Raw genomic sequence first — 1,081 nt, 5'->3', positions numbered from 1 at the left:
GGTGAGCTTCGCTGCCGGCGGCGGTGTTCAGCAAAAAAAAACCAGCACGAAGCTGGTTTAAAAATAGCCTTGGAGGCCAGGAAGAAAACGGAAAAAACAGGCGGAAAAAGCGAAAAGACTGAAAGTTGGAAGGTCAGGTTGTCAGGGGGCTGGACCGGGAACTGAGGCCGCGTGGCAGCATGCCCTTGAATTTGTCGCTGATACGGCTGACTTTTTCGCGGGCAACTGTTTCGCCATGCATGGCAGCAAGCACCGCCATGATGTCGCCGCGGGTGTACCACAGGCCTTGAACGTCCTGGGCGTAGCGCACGCGGCGCGTGATCTTGGGGTAGTGCTTTTCACCAAACTCGCCAAGCTCATCCAGGATGAATTGGCGGATTTCTTCGGTGCGGTCTTCCAGAACGGAAGCAGTGACTTCACCAGTGCCCAGCAAAGCCATGAAACTGCTTTTCAGATTCGGTTTTAACCAGCGCATGTGTCTCACAACTTTCTACCGGGCATCCGTAGGGTATTTGTTCACGTTCCCGAGGAACGGTTTGTTCTGTTAGATTAAGACTGCGGCGGTTCATTTGCAAGACGTTTTGTGTGAAATGGTTAACGCAAAACAACAAATGAATCAAGGAGTTAGTAACTAGATGTCAAGTCGATTCTGGTATTGAACAGTGTTTAAATCTTTAGACTTACACTAAGTTTCAGCTGTAGACAAAAGTCACCCTTCCACCATTCGCTCAATTTTTCAGCCCCGGCCAGACCCAACATGAACACCACAATGACCGCCTATCCCGCGCATTACATCAACGGCCAATGGGTTAAAGCCCAGTCTTCGGAGACCCTTCCTGTCCACGATTCCAGCACCGAAGAGGTGATGGCAACCGTGCCATCCGGTACCGTCGGGGAGGCAGAAGCTGCGGTATTGGCGGCCCGGGCTGCGTTTGACGGATGGTCTGCGTTGTCCGTCGAGACGCGCGCTGCTTACCTGGATAAAGTGGCCGCCGGCATCAAGGCCCGCACCGAAGACCTGGCCGTGGCCATTGCGCGCGAGGTGGGCATGCCCCTGAAGATGGCCCGGGCCGTCCAGGTA

Annotated in this window: 2 protein-coding genes; one reads left to right on the top strand and one right to left on the bottom strand. The window is 54.1% G+C overall.

All coding sequences use genetic code 11. The annotated features are described in order from the left end of the window. Positions 1 to 133: 133 nt before the first annotated feature. Positions 134 to 439 carry a hypothetical protein gene (locus AC1D1X_RS24150; RefSeq protein ID WP_477660535.1) on the bottom strand — a complete coding sequence of 102 codons (306 nt, stop codon included), beginning with the start codon at positions 437 to 439 and terminating at the stop codon, positions 134 to 136. Positions 440 to 757: 318 nt separating this feature from the next. Here AC1D1X_RS24150 and AC1D1X_RS24145 point away from each other — a divergent pair. After that, positions 758 to 1,081, top strand: a 324-nt coding sequence (locus AC1D1X_RS24145; RefSeq protein WP_477699466.1) for an aldehyde dehydrogenase family protein, incomplete at its 3' end; no start/stop codon positions are given.

Source organism: Polaromonas sp. P1_G4 (assembly GCF_056405475.1).
Note: the sequence above shows the minus strand (reverse complement) of the source record. Positions and strands in the feature narration are given on the sequence as shown.

Coding starts and splice junctions, on each gene's coding strand:
- AC1D1X_RS24150 (WP_477660535.1), bottom strand. CDS start 439: ATGGCTTTGCTGGGCACTGGTGAAGTCACTGCTTCCGTTCTGGAAGAC.